Source organism: Pseudomonas sp. J452 (genome assembly GCF_024666525.1).
GTDB lineage: Bacteria > Pseudomonadota > Gammaproteobacteria > Pseudomonadales > Pseudomonadaceae > Aquipseudomonas.
This window is the reverse complement of the sequence record NZ_CP088294.1, coordinates 1,216,246-1,231,415: the sequence shown is the minus strand read 5'-3', so window position 1 is coordinate 1,231,415 and position 15,170 is coordinate 1,216,246. Positions and strand designations below refer to the sequence as shown.

Annotated in this window: 11 protein-coding genes; 9 read left to right on the top strand and 2 right to left on the bottom strand. The window is 63.9% G+C overall.

Annotated features, from left to right (window positions below; all coding sequences use genetic code 11):
• Nucleotides 1–5 precede the first annotated feature (5 nt).
• The 9 genes from tssM (at nt 6) to LRS11_RS05455 (ending at nt 12,358) form a co-directional block, all read left to right on the top strand.
• A complete protein-coding gene (gene tssM, locus LRS11_RS05495) occupies nt 6–3,527 on the top strand; it encodes a type VI secretion system membrane subunit TssM (protein WP_260495889.1) in 3,522 nt (1,173 codons plus the stop codon).
• Nucleotides 3,527–4,258, top strand: a complete 732-nt coding sequence (locus LRS11_RS05490; RefSeq protein ID WP_260495888.1) for a PP2C family serine/threonine-protein phosphatase — start codon at nt 3,527–3,529, stop codon at nt 4,256–4,258. Before tssM ends, LRS11_RS05490 begins: the two co-directional genes overlap by 1 nt.
• An 8-nt stretch (nt 4,259–4,266) precedes the next feature.
• Nucleotides 4,267–5,235 (top strand): serine/threonine-protein kinase, encoded by a 969-nt coding sequence (locus LRS11_RS05485; protein WP_173210824.1) that lies wholly within the window; start codon nt 4,267–4,269, stop codon nt 5,233–5,235.
• Nucleotides 5,236–5,248: 13 nt separating this feature from the next.
• On the top strand, nt 5,249–7,372 hold the full coding sequence (gene tssI, locus LRS11_RS05480) for a type VI secretion system tip protein TssI/VgrG (protein ID WP_260495886.1): 2,124 nt from the start codon (nt 5,249–5,251) through the stop codon (nt 7,370–7,372).
• 24 nt (nt 7,373–7,396) lie between these two features.
• Nucleotides 7,397–8,206, top strand: coding sequence for a DUF4123 domain-containing protein (locus tag LRS11_RS05475; protein ID WP_260495885.1), 810 nt, complete (start codon nt 7,397–7,399; stop codon nt 8,204–8,206).
• Complete coding sequence (locus tag LRS11_RS05470) at nt 8,203–8,724, top strand: DUF3304 domain-containing protein (RefSeq protein WP_260495884.1); 522 nt, start codon at nt 8,203–8,205, stop codon at nt 8,722–8,724. The genes LRS11_RS05475 and LRS11_RS05470 overlap by 4 nt, the downstream gene beginning before the upstream one ends.
• The gene (locus tag LRS11_RS05465; protein WP_260495883.1) at nt 8,709–9,245 is read left to right on the top strand and encodes a DUF3304 domain-containing protein; all 537 of its coding nucleotides are present in this window, start codon (nt 8,709–8,711) and stop codon (nt 9,243–9,245) included. The genes LRS11_RS05470 and LRS11_RS05465 overlap by 16 nt, the downstream gene beginning before the upstream one ends.
• A gap of 81 nt (nt 9,246–9,326) precedes the next feature.
• The gene (locus LRS11_RS05460; RefSeq protein ID WP_260495882.1) at nt 9,327–11,894 is read left to right on the top strand and encodes a DUF2235 domain-containing protein; all 2,568 of its coding nucleotides are present in this window, start codon (nt 9,327–9,329) and stop codon (nt 11,892–11,894) included.
• Nucleotides 11,894–12,358, top strand: coding sequence for a hypothetical protein (locus LRS11_RS05455; protein ID WP_260495881.1), 465 nt, complete (start codon nt 11,894–11,896; stop codon nt 12,356–12,358). Before LRS11_RS05460 ends, LRS11_RS05455 begins: the two co-directional genes overlap by 1 nt.
• Nucleotides 12,359–12,440: 82 nt before the next feature.
• Here the strand turns inward: LRS11_RS05455 and glmS are convergent, their stop codons facing one another.
• Nucleotides 12,441–14,303, bottom strand: a complete 1,863-nt coding sequence (gene glmS / locus LRS11_RS05450) for a glutamine--fructose-6-phosphate transaminase (isomerizing) (protein ID WP_260495880.1) — start codon at nt 14,301–14,303, stop codon at nt 12,441–12,443.
• A 10-nt stretch (nt 14,304–14,313) separates the two neighbouring features.
• Nucleotides 14,314–15,084, bottom strand: coding sequence for a DeoR/GlpR family DNA-binding transcription regulator (locus tag LRS11_RS05445; protein WP_183087804.1), 771 nt, complete (start codon nt 15,082–15,084; stop codon nt 14,314–14,316).
• Between the last annotated feature and the right edge of the window lie 86 nt (nt 15,085–15,170).

The window sequence follows — 15,170 nt, the reverse complement described above, 5'->3', positions numbered from 1 at the left end:
TTGAGATGAAGGATTTTCTCAAGAAAACCGCCACCTTCCTGCGCCAGACCTGGGTCTGGAGCCTGTGCCTGGTGCTGTGCCTGGCCCTGCTGGTGTGGTTCGTCGGGCCGCTGCTGGCAGTGGCCGACAGCAAGTTCTGGGAATCGGCGGCCAGCCGCCTGGTCAGCATCAGCCTGCTGTTCCTCGCCTGGGGCCTGTTCATCGTGTTCATCAGCTGGCGCGCCAACCAGCGCAAGAAGGCCGAAGCGGATGACGTCGACGCCCAGGAACGCCTGCGCCGCGACGGCCTGATCAGCGAGGAGCAGGTCGAACTGCGCGGCCGCTTCAAGCAGGCCCTGCGCACGCTGAAGAGCTCCAGCCTGTACCGCGGGCGCAGCGACAAATGGCGCAACGAACTGCCCTGGTACCTGCTGATCGGCCCGCAGGGCAGTGGCAAGACCAGCCTGCTGGACTTCTCCGGCCTGGACTTTCCGCTGAGCAAGGGCGACGCCCAGCGCCTGACCAAGGACGTCGGCGGCACCCGCTACTGCAACTGGCACTTCGCCGACCACGCCGTGCTGCTCGACACCGCCGGGCGTTACCTCAACCAGCCGGACGTGGCGGTCGACAGCCGCGCCTGGCACACCCTGCTCAACCTGCTGCGCAAGCGCCGCGCGCGCCCGCTCAACGGCGTGCTGGTGAACATCCCGGTGGACAGCCTGCTGTACCACAACGAACTGGAGCTGGAGAACCTGGCCCGCCAGGTGCGCCAGCGCCTGCACGAGATCCACGCCGAGCTGCGCGTGGAAGTGCCGGTGTACCTGGTGCTGAGCAAGGCCGACAAGATCCTAGGTTTCGACGAGTTCTTCGACCAGCTGAGCCGCGAGGAAAGCGACCAGGTGCTCGGCGCCAGCCTGCGCAAAGAGCAGAACGCCACCGACGCCGGGGTGATTCGCCAGGAGTTCGAGGAACTGCTGCGCCGCCTCAACAGTCAGGTGATCCTGCGCATGCACCAGGAGCGCGACACCCAGCGCCGCGGGCGTATCCTCGACTTCCCGCACCAGCTCGGCCAGCTCGGCGAGCGCCTGTGCCTGTTCGTCGAACTGGCCTTCAGCGGCAACCGCTACCAGCGCTCCAGCCACCTGCGCGGTTTCTACCTGACCAGCGCGCCGCAGCTCAGCGATGCGCTCGACCCGAGTACCACCAGTATCGGTCGCAACCTCGGCCTGGCCGGCAGCACCTTGCCGACCTACCGCAGCGGCCGTGCGCGCTTTATCAACCAATTACTGAGCAGAGTGATCTTCCCCGAGGCCGATCTGGCCGGGCTGGACGACAAGGAAGTACGCCGCATCGACTGGCGCCAGCGCGCCCTCTACGCCGGCGCCGCCGCCTGCCTGGTGCTGTTTGGCCTGCTCTGGGGCAACAGCTACTCGGCCAACCACGGCCGCCTGGAACAGCTGCGCGAACTGGCCCAGCAACTGGGTCGCGCCGGCGAGAGCCTCAACCCCAAGGACGAGGCCGAGCAGGTATTGCCGCTGCTCGACAGCAGCTATGCGGCGACCCAGGTATTCCTCGCACCGAGTGACGCCGCCCTGCTCGAACGCGGCGGTCTGTACCAGGGCGAGAAGGTCGACCCGACCGTACACCAGGCCTATCGCCGCCAGCTGGAAAGCGAGCTGCTGCCACGCGTCGCCCGTCAGCTGGAAGGCCAGATCCGCGCCAACCGCGACGACCGCGAGCTGCTGCTCGGCAGCCTGCGCGCCTACCTGATGCTCAATCTGGAACAGCGCCGCGAAGCCGCGTACCTGCAGGACTGGCTGGCCGCCGACTGGTCGCTGCGCTACGCCGGCGCCGAGCCGACGCAGAAGGGCCTCAACGGCCACTTCCAGCGTCTGCTGGCCGAACCGTTCAGCGCCTACCCGCTGAACGATGCGCTGGTAGCCGAGGCGCGGCAGATCCTGCGTAACGAGTCGCTGGCCAACGTGGTCTACCGCATGCTCCGCGACCAGGCCCGCAGCCTGCCGGAATACCGCCTGAGCCAGCAGCTGGGCAGCCAAGCCACGCTGTTCCTCGGCAGCGACTACAGCATTCCCGGGCTGTACACGCAGAAAGGCTACCAGCAGTACTTCGTCGCCCAGGGCCTCGGTCTGGTGCGCGACATCCTGCGCGACAACTGGGTACTCGGCGAAGGCAACCAGCTCAGCGACAACGACCTCAGCCGCCTGCTGGTGGAACTGGAGCAGCTGTATTTCCGCGACTACGCCAACTACTGGGGCGAGGCCATCGCCCAGCTCAGCCTGGAGCCGATCGGCAACACGGCCCAGGGCATCCTCCAGCTGTCCGCGCTGACCGCGGCCAACTCGCCGCTGCTGCAGGTGCTGGTGGAAGTGCGCGAGAACACCCGCTTCGACCTGCCGGCAGCCGCCGACCAGGTCGACGAGCTGGCCGCCCAGGCCAAGCTGGGCAAGAAGGCCAAACTGGCCGCCGCTGCAGCCGAACAGGGCATCGGCGCCATCGCCAAGAGCCTGCCGGACACCGCCCGCCGCGCCCTGCAACGGCGCTTCGAACCGCTGCACCGGCTGCTCGACGCCAACAGCGGCGCCGGCCCGGAACTGGCCGCCACCCTGCAGGCGCTGGATGCCCTGCAACTGCAGTTCAGCGGCCTGGCCCACGCCAGCGCCCCGGAACAGGCCGCTTTCGAGATGGCCAAGGCGCGCATGGCCGGCAGCCCAGATGCGATCAACCAGGTGCGCAGCAGCGCTGCACGCCTGCCGCAACCGGTGGGCAACTGGCTAAGCCTGATCGCCGACGACAGCTGGCAGCTGGTACTGAACGACGCCTACGGCTACCTGAACAAGCGCTACCGCAGCGAGCTGTACGCCTTCTACAAGGAGTCGCTGTTCAAGCGCTATCCGTTCAGCGCCAAGAGCGACAGCGACGTGGCGATCGCCGACTTCCGCGAGTTCTTCAAGGCCGATGGCGTGGCCGACGGCTTCGTCGATCGCTACCTCAAGGCCTTCGTCAGCGACAGCGAAGGCAAGTACCAGCTGCGCCGCCTGGACGGCCAGGGCCTGCCGCTGTCGCCGGCATTCCTCAAGCAGATCAACCAGACCCAGGTGATCCGCCGCAGCTTCTTCGCCGAGAACCCCACCGAGCCGCTGGTGCTGTTCAAGCTGGAGCCGTTCACCCTCGACTACAGCCTCAACCGCGCCGACTTCCAGTACGGCGGCCAGCAGCTGGAATACCGCCACGGGCCGATCATCGCCACCGCGTTCCGCTGGCCGGCCGAAGGGGACAGCGAGCGCAGCAGCCTGGTGCTCGAAGAGCAGGGCGGGCGCCGCGTCGGCATCGAGAAAAGCAGCGGGCCCTGGGCGCTGTTCCGCCTGCTCGACCTGATGCAGGTCGAGCAGCACAGCGGCCGCGACGTGCTCATCCTCAAGGCCAACCTGCAGGGCCTGCAGGCCAAGTACCTGTTGCACAGCCAGCGCTCGCCGAACCCGTTCGACGCCAGCCTGCTGCGCGACTTCAAGCTGCCGGCGACGCTTTGATGGAAGTCGCCAACCTGCTCTGGCACAGCGCCGCGCGCACCGACACCGGCAAGGTGCGGGCGCGCAACGAGGATGCCTTTCTCGACCAGCCGCAGCGTGGCCTGTGGGTGGTCGCCGACGGCATGGGCGGCCACCAGAACGGCGACCTGGCCAGCCGCCTGATCGTCGAGAGCCTGGGCGAGCTGGACCCCGCCGGCAGCTTCGAGCAACGCCTGGAACGCCTGCGTGATTGCCTGCATCGGCTCAATCGGCACCTCAGCCTGGGCCTCACGGTGACCAGCGATAACCCCGACATGCTGGTCGGCAGCACCGTGGTCGCCCTGCTCGCCGCCGGCAGCCGGATGGCCTGCGTGTGGGCCGGCGACAGCCGCTGCTACCTGCTGCGCGGGCGCCAGCTGTACCAGTTGAGCCGCGACCATTCGCTGCTCCAGCAACTGGTCGAAGAACGCGGCATGAGCGTCGAGGAAGCCGCGCGCCAGCCGGCCGCCCATGCCCTGACCCGGGCCATCGGCGCGGCCGAGGAGCTGCAGCTGGATATCCTCGAACTGGAGAGCCTGCCCGGCGACGTGTTCCTGCTGTGCAGCGACGGCCTGTATCAGGACCTCGACCACGACCAGCTCGGCGCCGCGCTGATCCGCCCCAGCGCCAGCCTGGCCCTGCAGCGCCTGTTCGAACTGGCGCTGGACGGCCCGGCCCGCGACAACCTCAGTGCCGTGGTGATCAACCGATGAGCAGCGCGATGAACAGCCAGGCCGCGGCCACCGCCGCCAGCGCCGACCTGACCCTGATGGCCGGCAGCACCGCCAAGGCGCCACGGCCCCTGCCCAAGGACCTGCCGCCGGTGCTCTGCGGCCGCTACCGCATCGAACGCCTGCTCGGCGTCGGCGGCATGGGCGCGGTGTATCGCGCCCGCGACCTGCTGCGCGAACAGTTCGGCGACCCGCAGCCCTATGTGGCACTGAAGACCCTCAGCGAAGACTTCGCCGAGTACCCGGACGCCAGCGCCCTGCTCTACAGCGAGTTCGCCCTCAGCGCGCGCCTGAGCCAGCGCAACCTGGTGCGCCTGTACAGCTTCGAGATCGACCCGCCCAGCCAGCGCGCCTTCATCACCATGGAGTTGCTCAAGGGCTGCACCCTCGACAGCCTGCTGCAGCAATACCCCAGCGGCCTGCCCTGGGCCGAGGCCCGCACGATCAGCCTGAGCCTGCTCGAAGCCCTGCATTACGCGCACGGCCAGGGCGTGCTGCACGGCGACCTGAAGCCGAGCAACCTGATGCTCGGTGACAGCGAGCTGCGCCTGTTCGACTTCGGCCTCGGCCAGGCCATGGACGGCTTTCTCACCGGCCTGCCGCGCCTGTCGCGCAGCCGCTTCGCCGCCTGGACGCCGCGCTACGCCGCCCCGGAACTGCTCGACGGTGCACCCCTGAGCGCCGCCGCCGATGTCTATGCGGTGGCCTGCGTGATCTACGAACTGTGCAGCGGCCAGCATCCTTTCCGCCGGCAAAGTGCTAAACAGGCCAAGGCAATGGAACTGCCGCTGCATGCCCCCGCCGATATGCCCCGCGCCCTGTGGCCGGCCCTGCGCGCCGCGCTGGAGTTCGACCCGGCCCAGCGCAGCAGTCTGCCCCGTTTGCTGCGCGCCTTCCGCGAACAGCAGCGCCCGGCTTCCCGGCTGCCGCGCTGGCTGCGCCGCCGGCCAGCCCTCTGACAAGGACGACAGAATGTTCAACCCCGCCAACCAGACCCACTTCAGCCTGACCCTCGACGGCCAGCGCCATGACCTGCAGGTGCTCGAATTCCACGGCCGCGAAGCGCTCAACCAGCCCTACCGCTTCGAGGTGGAGCTGGTCAGCGAGCGCCCCGACCTCGACCTACAGAGCCTGCTCGGCCAGCCCGCCTTCCTCGCCTTCAGCCCGGACGGCCAGGGCATCCATGGCCTGGTGCACGACGCCGCCCAGGGCGAGTCCGGCAAGCGCCTGACCCGCTACCGCCTGGTGCTGCAGCCCAAGCTGGCCTGGCTGGCGCAACGCACTAACCAGCGCATCTACCAGCAGCTGACGGTGCCGCAGATCATCGCCCTGGTATTGGAGGAGCACGGCATCCTCGGCGGCGCCTACCGCTTCCAGCTCGGCCCGGCGGTTTATCCACCGCGCGACTACTGCGTGCAGTACGATGAGAGCGACCTGCACTTCATCCAGCGCCTGTGCGAGGAAGAAGGCCTGCACTACCACTTCGAGCACAGTGGCCAAGGCCATGTGCTGGTCTTCGGCGACGACCAGACCAGCTTCCCGCGCCTGGGCCAGCCCACCGCCTATGTGCAGGACAGCGGCATGGTCGCCGACGAACCGGTGATCAAGCGCCTCAAACTGCGCCTGGCCACACGCAGCAACCGCGTGACCTGCCGCGACTACGACTTCGAACAACCGCGCCTGCTGCTGGAGGCTGCCGCCAAAAGCGAGTTCCAGCCCGACCTGGAAGACTACGACTACCCCGGCCGCTACACCGAGCGCACCCGTGGCAAACACCTGGCCCAGCGCGCCCTGGAACGCCACCGCGCCGACTATCAATTAGCCGAAGGCCGCAGCGACCAGCCGCGCCTGCTCAGCGGCCACCTGCTGGAAATCTCCGACCACCCGCGCCGCGAATGGAACGACCTGTGGCTGCTGCACGAGGTGATCCACCAAGGCAAACAGCCGCAGGTGCTGGAGGAGTCGATCAGCAACTTCGGCAGCGGCTCCAATATCCCCTCTCCCCTTCGGGGAGAGGGCCAGGGAGAGGGGGCAGCCCGTGAGGAGTTTAACCAAGGCTACCGCAACCACTTCAGCGCCAGCCCCTGGAACATCCTCTACCGCCCGCCCCTGCAACACCCGAAACCGCGTGTGCTGGGCAGCCAGACCGCAGTAGTCACCGGGCCCAAGGGCGAGGAGATCCACTGCGATCAATACGGCCGGATCAAGGTGCAGTTCCACTGGGACCGCGAAGGCCATGGCGACGACACCAGCAGCTGCTGGCTGCGCGTCTCCAGCAGCTGGGCCGGTGACCGCTACGGCGGAATCGCCATCCCACGGATCGGCATGGAAGTGCTGGTCACCTTCCTCGAGGGCGACCCCGACCAGCCGCTGGTCACCGGCTGCCTGTATCACAAGGAACACGTCGTTCCCTACGACCTGCCGGCGAACAAGACCCGCAGCGTGTTCAAGACCCTCAGCTCCCCCGGCGGCGGTGGCTACAACGAGCTGCGCATCGAGGACAGAAAAGGCGCCGAACAGATCTACATCCACGCCCAGAAAGACTGGGACGAAAACATCGAGCACGACCAGAAGATCCGCATCGGCCACGAACGCCACGACACGGTCGAAGCCAACAGCTACACCGAGCTGAAAGCCGAGGAACACCACACCACCCATCTGGATCGCAAGGTGGAAATCCGCGCCGACGACCACCTGACCGTGGCGCAGAACCAGCACATCAAACTCGGCACCGCCCAACTAACCCAGGCCGGCCGCGAGATTCACTTGAAAGCCGGGCAGAAGATGGTCATTGAAGCCGGCCTTGAAATCACCCTCAAGGCCGGCGGCAGCTTCATCAAACTCGACCCCAGCGGCATCACCCTGGTCGGCCCCATGGTCAAGATCAATGCCGGCGGCTCACCGGGAACGGGATCAGGCATCGGAATCAAACCACCGCGCCAGCCGGGGATGGCGGATACGGACAAGGCGGGGAATCTGCTGGAGCAGGCCGGGAGTAATCCGCTGAGCAATTGCGAGAACAAGCCGCAACCCGCTGTATGCGAAGAGTGCCTGCGCATTGCCCAACGCAAGGCCCAGGCTCTGGTGCCGCGCTGATTCGATACTGATCAAGGAAGACCAATGCTATCTACAGCATCCACTTGGCTGGCCACCCTGCAGGAGCAAGCGCTCAGTCACCGGCTCGCCCATATCGATCTGCTGATCGATACCACCGGACTTAATTACCCGCTCTGGCAGAGTCTGGCCGAGCTAAAAGCCGAACCCGCTATCGCCCTGCTGCTCGATAACACCCCCGAGCAGGCCATCGCCAAACAGGGCCCCGTTCTGCTGCGCCTGCAACGGCAGGATCAGGAGCATTTGCTCTGGCTACAGCAATTGCTCGACTCCCTGCACCGCGAGCCGCGCCTGCTGGCCCTACTCAGCTCATGGTCCTTCGTCGAACTGACTGAGCATCTGCGCCATTGCACCCAAGCCGAATGGAATCAGGGCCGCAGCGGCGGATTGTTGCGCTACTGGGATCCACGACTGTTTCTCGCCGTCAGTGAAACCCTCATGCCGCAGCAAGGCCGCTGGTTCCATGCCCCGGCTATCGCCTGGCATTGGTTGGATCGCGACGACCAGCCTCGCCAGTTGACTGGTCAGCCGGTTCGCCCCAGCGAGCGGCCTCAACCGTTGCCGCCATTGGCATTGAGCAATGAGCAGGTCGCCGAACTCGTCGCCTGGATGGATGCAGAGGAATACCGCGCATTCACCTGCGCCCAACACCAGGAGTACGGCTTACCCAACCGGGAAACCCTGCAGCAACACCTCGTGCGTGCTCACCTCGATGCGAATAAACAGGCCGTTGTGGACATCGAACAGCGCAGGACACATGTACGCGAATGGCTGACTCGAAACTCCTCAACTTCCCCTAGGGCACAGCTCGCATGAACCTCCGTTTAGGCTGTCTGCTCTGCACCAGCGTGCTGGCGTGTATGGGCTGCACATCCGCCAAACCCAAGATGCTGGCTGCACCGGTGATGGGCTACAACCACACCGCAGCAGCCATCAATAGCTTCAGTGTGAATGGCGCCGGTGGTGCAGGCATCGGGCCACATCAGGGGGGAGGGAAGCAAAGCTGTTGTGGCGTATTACCCGCCCAGTGGCGTCCCGGCCTAACCGCTGTGGTGGAATGGGAAAAAGACCCAAACCCCCGCGTGAAGTGGCCTGAACCCCTGTTTTCGGACGCCTGGCGCAAACGGATGGAAGAGCATGAGCGTCACTACACCCGCCACCGGGCCGAGGTCGAAATTCCTCAGTACGGGCAAGAGTTCTGTTCTATCAAGGTTCATTTCCTCCCTTGTGACCAGGTACATGTCAACACCACCTGCTTCACCCCGCAACACCCCGACTACCCCTACAAGGAATTGTTCCAGCTCAAGGAGACCAAGGAATGTCCAGCCTCATGAAAACCAGGCTTATCTGCGGCGCTATCTGCGCCCTGCTGCTCGCCGGCTGCGGCCCCACCAAACCCAAGATGCTGGCTGCACCGGTAATGGGCTACAACCACACCTCTGCAGCCATCAATAGCTTCAGTGTGAATGGCGCCGGAGGCCCCAATCTGGGCCCTCATCAAGGAGGTAGTGGACAGACTTGTTGTGGCGTATTGCCCGCCCAGTGGCGACCCGGTTTAACCGCCGTAGTGGAGTGGGAGAAAGACGCAGATCCCTACAGCAGTAGTAGCTGGCCAGAACAGCGTGATTCTGAGGCTTGGCATGCCAGGATGAGAGAAGAGATCAAGACTTGGACTCATCACCGCGTCGAGGTCGAAATTCCTCAGTACGGGCAAGAGTTCTGTTCTATCAAGGTTCATTTCCTGTCTTGCGACCAGGTGCAGGTCAACACCACCTGCCTCACACCGCAACACCCCGACTACCCCTACAAGGAATTGTTCCAGCTCAAGGAGAACAAGGAGTGCCCAACGCCATGACACAGGGAAGTGCCGGCAAGACCAATACATTGATCGCCCCCCCCATTCAAAAGCGGTTTGCCCGATTCTCCGCATGCAGTAATGAACAACCTGAGCAAGCGAGAGAGAGATGAGAACCGTGCAATCTCGCAGACCAGGCAGAAGTCCTTGCAGACAGGTGGAGCCATTAGCAGCGACACCTGCTGTAAGTCCCTACATCTTTCTCTGTTCTTCGATGGCACTAACAACAACAGACATGCGGACGAGCGCGATCCGCTGAGCACCAGCAATGTCGCCCGTTTGTACCATGCGACTGTGGAGCACCCGTCAACCGAAAAAACGCCAAGCCACTTCCGCTACTACTGCCCAGGTGTCGGCACAGTTTTTCCGGATATCGACGAGCATGAGCCTTGCCAGTTCGGCCTCGTAGGCGCTGCAGGCGGGGAAAGTCGCATCAACTGGGGGCTTACCCGCTTGATAGATGCCTTGCACAGAGTCTTGCTGAACTCCGAACTAGGCGTTGCAGAAACAAAAGATCTGGTCGCGCAAATGAATACCGTTCTGTTGACTCCAGAGCTGATCAGCAATGGTAAGCGCAACCGAGAACAGACTCTGCGGCCCTTGATTGAGCAGCTCGAAGCTGAATTAGGGGCTCGCAAGGAGCAGCAGAAGAAGCCGGAAATCCTTTCCCTGCGCCTGTACGTCTATGGCTTTTCCCGAGGTGCAGCCGAGGCACGGACCTTCTGCAACTGGCTGCTGGAGCTGGTACGCAAAACCGGCGCCCATGGCGAACCGGAATACCGCTTCGCCGGCCTGCCAATCTCCATCGAGTTTCTCGGCATCTTCGACACGGTGGCGGCGGTCGGCCTAGCCGATAGCTTTCCCTTCGCCGCCGGGCATATGAGCTGGGCCGATGGCACCATGCGCCTGCCTGACGAAGACACCCGCCTGCCGGAAGACCAACGCTTCCTCAACCGCTGCGTGCACCTGGTCTCGGCCCACGAACAGCGCGCCAGTTTCCCGCTGGACTCGATCCGCCGCCGCCCACGCGGCGATGACGGAGAACCGGACAAGAGCCAATCTTCAAGCTATCGGGCAAATAGCGTCGAGTATGTCTATCCAGGCATGCACTCGGATGTGGGTGGAGGTTATCCCGCCAAGGATCAGGGCAAGGCCATGCAGGAAGAGCTGCTTTTATCCCAGATCACTCTTCATCACATGTATCGAGAGGCCTTCGCTGCTGGCGCACCTCTACTGATACCAAAAGAGATGATCTCGAAGGATGTCTCGGATCGAGAACCCAATTTGGCCATGATCGACATAAGTAACCGGGAGTTTTCTATCTCTCCAGTTCTTATCGAGCGCTTCAATGCCTGGCAGGCCCAGGCCGCCAGAGCAGGTAACGCGCCCCTCGAAGAAATTGTCGAGCGAGAGACCGAACTGATCACCGGCTGGCGCATCGACCGCTACCACAATGGCCTAAACGGCAGCAGCTTCTACGAGAACGTCAAGAACCAGCCGGACGAAGCCCAAGCCGTTTGGGATGCTCGCAAGCACCTGCATGCTCACAAACTGGAGGAGAAGACGCGCGAACGAAACGGCGAGAAATTTATCAGCTGTGAACGCCGCCTCCAGGCCAACCGCTCCCTGGCGGAGGGTGATTGCCCAGGTTACTCAGAGTTCGATGAGGACATCCGCACCATCGGCGGCCTCGGGGAATACCAGAAGCTCGAGATTGAAAAGGCCTACGAGCCCACTCTGGATAACCGCCAGCTTCAAGGCGCCGCCGCCGAGTTTTCCCGCGACTACCGTGGCGACTGGAAGCCAGTGGAGGATGATCGGGGTTTCCTTTCCGGCGTAATCGACTCACTTTCCGGCGTGATCTATCTGATCAACGAAGAGGATGAAGCAAAACAGTTCAAGAGCATCCATACCGACGGCACGGCCTGGTACCACAAGCTCTTTTTGGACAAAGGAAAAGTTGCTCCCGGATACGAATCGCTCGTCGCGCTATTCGATGACCATATCCACGACTCCCGCGCCTGGTTCATGAATAGCTCGGGCTATGCACCCCGCGAAATGTGGACCGACTACTTCCGCTACCGTCTGGTGCACTTCGACCAGGAGTCGAACAAGTCACTGACGCCGCTGCTGACTGCAGGACGGGTCATAGGGTTGGCCATCGCCGTCGGCAGCATCGGCCTGGCAGTCAAACGCCGCGATCCCCGCTACTTGCTCGGTCTGATTCTGCCAACTCTGGGCGTGCCGGTGATTCGCGGCAAGCTGCCCATGCCGGAGTCTTCGGGCCAAAGTCTGCCGCAGGTCAGCGCCTTCGACCCACTCACCGGTATCGCCTACCCGATGATGGAAGGCATCGATCACCTGCGCGCCTATACCCGCGAACCGGGCACTGTTCTGCGTGAGGTAGCAGCCATGCCGCTACCACAGCCCCTCACCGAGCAAACAGCTACAACACCGGAACTCCAAACCATCCTCAAAGCCGCACAGGCAGCCAAGGCGGTAGCCGAGGCCAAGGAAGGCAATCCGATGGGGTTGGTCGATATGCTCGCCGAGCAATTGAATGAGGCGGAGCAGCCGGACAAGAGCCAGTCACCGGATTGGCTCGATATGGCAGGCGACATAGTCGGCAAGAAGATAGGCATCAGTTGATGCTCCGTGCTATCGCGGCAACTGGGATATTGCTGACAGGCATTTTGGTTGCCAGCGCCCCTGCATATGCAGCATCGCTTGAGCCACTGTCCTACAAGGAAGCGCTGTCCAGATTCAACGCCACGGGTCATGACAGCCCAGGAGTGTGGCTATGCGGGTACAGCATCACCGATCAGCACTTCACCATGAGGGAGGGTATGTCGACGTCTCTCGTCGAAGTGGACGAGCGCTTCCTTTATCTGCGCAACAACGGCGAAATAGTGGAGCTGGAGACCAGTGATACGGGCAAACGTCGCCTGGTCTATCGCTCCCGCAACGGCGATGTCAGGCTCACAATGAAAGTGCTGAAGCAGTTCAACACGAGTGAGTATGGCGAGTCGCATGATCGGCAGGCCGAAGCGACTCTGCACACTCCACATGCGACGACCCGTCTCTTTCTGTTGGGTCGCTCATGCGGTGTCTGACGAATGTCGCTGGATTGTTTGCTGCGCCTCAACCCACAAAAAAGCGGGCCCATGGCCCGCTTTTTTGTTTACCTCTACCACCTCATTCCACCGTCACGCTCTTGGCCAGGTTACGCGGCTGATCCACATCCGTGCCCTTGAACACTGCCACGTAGTACGACAGCAGTTGCAGCGGCAAGGTGTAGAGGATCGGCGCCAGGGCGTCGTGGATGTGCGGCATGTTCACCACGTGGGTGCCTTCGCCGTTGCTCATGCCGGCTTGCTGGTCGGCGAAGACGATCAGTTGGCCGCCGCGGGCGGCGACTTCCTGCAGGTTGGACTTGAGCTTCTCGAGCAGCTCGTTGTTCGGCGCCACGGTGACCACCGGCATGTCGCTGTCGACCAAGGCCAGCGGGCCGTGCTTGAGCTCGCCGGCCGGGTAGGCTTCGGCGTGGATGTAGGAGATTTCCTTGAGCTTGAGCGCACCTTCCATGGCCACCGGGTATTGCGCGCCGCGGCCGAGAAACAGGGTGTGGTGCTTCTCGGCGAACAGTTCGGCGATTTTCTCGACGGTCTTGTCCATCGCCAGGGCTTCGCCTAGGCGAGTGGGCAGGCGGCGCAGTTCTTCCACCAGTTCGGCGGCCACGCCGGCTTCGAGGGTGCCGCGTACCTGGCCGAGGGACAGGGTCAGCAGCATCAGGCCGACCAGCTGGGTGGTGAAGGCCTTGGTCGAGGCCACACCGATTTCCGGGCCGGCCTGGGTCAGCAGGGTCAGGTCGGATTCGCGCACCAGGGAGCTGATGCCGACGTTGCAGATGGCCAGGCTGGCCAGGTAGCCGCCGTTGTCCGGCGCGCATTGCTTGGCGTTGCGCAGGGCGGCCAGGGTGTCGGCGGTTTCGCCGGACTGGGAGATGCTGACGAACAGGGTGTCCGGCTGCACCACCACCTTGCGGTAGCGGAACTCGCTGGCCACTTCGACCTGGCAGGGGATGCCGGCCAGGCCTTCGAGCCAGTAACGGGCGACCATACCGGCGTGGTAGCTGGTACCGCAGGCGACGATCTGTACGTTGCGCACTTTGGCGAACAGCTCGGCGGCCTGCGGGCCGAAGGCCTGGACCAGGACGTGGTCAGTGCCCAGGCGGCCTTCCAGGGTGCGCTGCACGACCTTGGGCTGCTCGTGGATTTCCTTGAGCATGAAGTGGCGGTACTCGCCCTTGTCGGCGGCCTCGGCGCCTTCGTGGTATTGCACCTGTTCGCGCTGTACCGTGCGGCCGCTGGCGTCCCAGATCTGCACGCTGTCGCGGCGGATTTCGGCGATGTCGCCTTCTTCCAGGTACATGAAGCGGTCGGTGACCTGGCGCAGAGCCAGCTGGTCGGAGGCGAGGAAGTTCTCGCCCAGACCCAGGCCGATCACCAGCGGGCTGCCGCTACGGGCGGCGAGGATGCGATCCGATTGCTGGGCGCTGATCACAGCCAGGCCGTAAGCGCCGTGCAGTTCGGGGATGGCGGCCTTGAGGGCAACGGCCAGGTCGCCGTGCTCAGCAAGCTTGTGGTTCAGCAGGTGAACGATGGTTTCGGTGTCGGTATCCGAGGTGAAGACGTAGCCCAGGCCTTGCAGGCGGGCGCGCAGCTCTTCGTGGTTCTCGATGATGCCGTTGTGCACCACGGCCAGTTGTTCGCCGGGCTGTTTACCCGAGAAATGCGGGTGGGCATTGCGCTCGCTCGGCGCGCCGTGAGTGGCCCAGCGGGTGTGGGCGATGCCCAGGTGGCCGTTGAGCGGTTCACCGGCCAGGGCCTGAGCCAGTTCGGCGACCTTGCCTACGCGGCGGCAGCGCTGCAACTGGCCGCTCTGGGTGAAGACCGCCACGCCGGCGCTGTCGTAACCGCGGTACTCCAGGCGCTTGAGGCCTTCGACCAGGATTGGGGTGATGCTGCGTTCGGCGACGGCGCCAACAATGCCACACATGGCTGTTCTCCTAAGGTTGCACGGCGGCGAGGATCAGGGTGATGCCCCGCGCCTTTATCTGTTCGGCCGCCTGGGCATCCAGGCGGTCGTCGGTGATCAGGGTATGGACGCTGCTCCACGGCAGTTCCAGGTTGGGAATCTTGCGGCCGACCTTGTCGCTCTCGACCATGACGATGACTTCGCGCGCCACCTCGGCCATCACTCGCGATAAGCCCAGTAGTTCATTGAAGGTGGTGGTGCCGCGCTGCAGGTCGATGCCATCGGCGCCGATGAACAACTGGTCGAAATCATAGGAGCGCAGCACCTGCTCGGCGACCTGGCCCTGGAAGGATTCCGAGTGTGGGTCCCAGGTGCCGCCGGTCATCAGCAGCACCGGTTCGTGCTCGATATCGCGCAGGGCGTTGGCAACGTTCAGCGAGTTGGTCATCACCACCAGGCCGGGCTTGTAGCCGAGCTGCGGGATCATCGCCGCCGTGGTGGTGCCGCTGTCGATGATCACCCGCGCATGCTCGCGGATGCGTTCGACTCCTGCGCGGGCGATGGCCTGCTTGTGGCTGGATATCGGCTGCGCTGGCTCGCCGATCAGCTCCTGCGGCATGGGCACCGCGCCGCCGTAGCGACGCAGCAGTAGGCCGTTCTTCTCCAGGGCAGCGAGGTCCTTGCGAATGGTCACTTCGGACGTGGCAAAGGCACTGGCCAACTGGTCGACACTGACCTCGCCCTGCTCGGTGAGCATGGCCAGGATGGTGTGGCGACGTTGCGGTGTGTTGCGCTTGGACATCCGTAAGTTTCGATTCGAAAGATAAGTGCGTGAATCAAAACCTAACGAAAGCTTATGGTCAAGCCTGAAATAGACAAAAGGCGGCC

Excerpts from the sequence above, each read along its gene's own strand:
- tssM (WP_260495889.1), top strand. The coding sequence starts at position 6 with ATGAAGGATTTTCTCAAGAAAACCGCCACCTTCCTGCGCCAGACCTGG.
- LRS11_RS05490 (WP_260495888.1), top strand. The coding sequence starts at position 3,527 with ATGGAAGTCGCCAACCTGCTCTGGCACAGCGCCGCGCGCACCGACACC.
- LRS11_RS05485 (WP_173210824.1), top strand. The coding sequence starts at position 4,267 with ATGAACAGCCAGGCCGCGGCCACCGCCGCCAGCGCCGACCTGACCCTG.
- tssI (WP_260495886.1), top strand. The coding sequence starts at position 5,249 with ATGTTCAACCCCGCCAACCAGACCCACTTCAGCCTGACCCTCGACGGC.
- LRS11_RS05475 (WP_260495885.1), top strand. The coding sequence starts at position 7,397 with ATGCTATCTACAGCATCCACTTGGCTGGCCACCCTGCAGGAGCAAGCG.
- LRS11_RS05470 (WP_260495884.1), top strand. The coding sequence starts at position 8,203 with ATGAACCTCCGTTTAGGCTGTCTGCTCTGCACCAGCGTGCTGGCGTGT.
- LRS11_RS05465 (WP_260495883.1), top strand. The coding sequence starts at position 8,709 with ATGTCCAGCCTCATGAAAACCAGGCTTATCTGCGGCGCTATCTGCGCC.
- LRS11_RS05460 (WP_260495882.1), top strand. The coding sequence starts at position 9,327 with ATGAACAACCTGAGCAAGCGAGAGAGAGATGAGAACCGTGCAATCTCG.
- LRS11_RS05455 (WP_260495881.1), top strand. The coding sequence starts at position 11,894 with ATGCTCCGTGCTATCGCGGCAACTGGGATATTGCTGACAGGCATTTTG.
- glmS (WP_260495880.1), bottom strand. The coding sequence starts at position 14,303 with ATGTGTGGCATTGTTGGCGCCGTCGCCGAACGCAGCATCACCCCAATC.
- LRS11_RS05445 (WP_183087804.1), bottom strand. The coding sequence starts at position 15,084 with ATGTCCAAGCGCAACACACCGCAACGTCGCCACACCATCCTGGCCATG.